The following is a 761-nucleotide window of genomic DNA, read 5'->3' on the forward strand; positions in this document are numbered from 1 at the left end:
GGGGATTGAGGAGGCTTCGGCAAAAGGCCCCTTGGTGCCCGCCTCGACCACCCAGACCTCTGCCGCGGGCGCTTTGACCACCGCCAAAGCATCGGCCACAAGCCCGTTGTAGATGCCGATCATCGCCAGAACGACCGTCATCAGCAGGCCCAAACCGAAACAGGTCAGCACAAAGCGGAACAGCCCGTGGCGGATGTCTTTCAGCGCCAGATTCATGGCGCGTCCTCGATCCGGGCCAGTCTGCCTTCGTCGGAGCCTTTCGTCGGCATGGCGACAATCGCGGCACCGTCGGGCAGGCCGCCTGTCACCTCAACCCGGCCCCGGTCGTCGCGCGCGCCAAAAGTCAGTTCGGCGCGGCGCAACCGGCCATCCTGCACCAGCCAGACCGTGCCGCGAAAGCCGTCAAAGCCGGTGATCGCCACCTCGGGCACCATCAGGGCGCGGTCGCGTGTGCCGGTCAGGATACGCACCTCGGCCTGTTCGCCAAGAAACATCGCGGGCGGGCAATCCGAGCAGGTCAACCAGACGCGGCGCTCTTCGTTCACGCGGTCGCTTTCCAGCCCGATCCGGGCGACGGTGCCGTGAAACTCGGCCGCAGGCTGTGACCGCAGGCGGATGACCCCAACTTGCCCAAGCGCCAGTTGGCCGGCGCGTTCTTCGTCGATGAAGGCCTGAACCCAAACCGATGCCGGATCAATCAGGCTGAAGATTGGATCACCGGCCTTGACCACCGTGCCCGGCTCGACGTGGCGAGCCACGAC

The 761-nt window shown here is 66.0% G+C and carries 1 protein-coding gene and 1 pseudogene; both read right to left on the reverse strand.

Features of this window, described 5'->3' with window-relative positions; genetic code table 11:
* Positions 1 to 216: pseudogene (locus C5F46_RS16255) on the reverse strand (ABC transporter permease); the annotation flags it as partial.
* A partial coding sequence (locus C5F46_RS16260) for an efflux RND transporter periplasmic adaptor subunit (protein ID WP_146160267.1) occupies positions 213 to 761 on the reverse strand: 549 nt, incomplete at its 5' end. The pseudogene C5F46_RS16255 and the gene C5F46_RS16260, both read right to left, overlap by 4 nt.

This window comes from Phaeovulum veldkampii DSM 11550, from assembly GCF_003034995.1.
GTDB classification, from domain to species: domain Bacteria; phylum Pseudomonadota; class Alphaproteobacteria; order Rhodobacterales; family Rhodobacteraceae; genus Phaeovulum; species Phaeovulum veldkampii.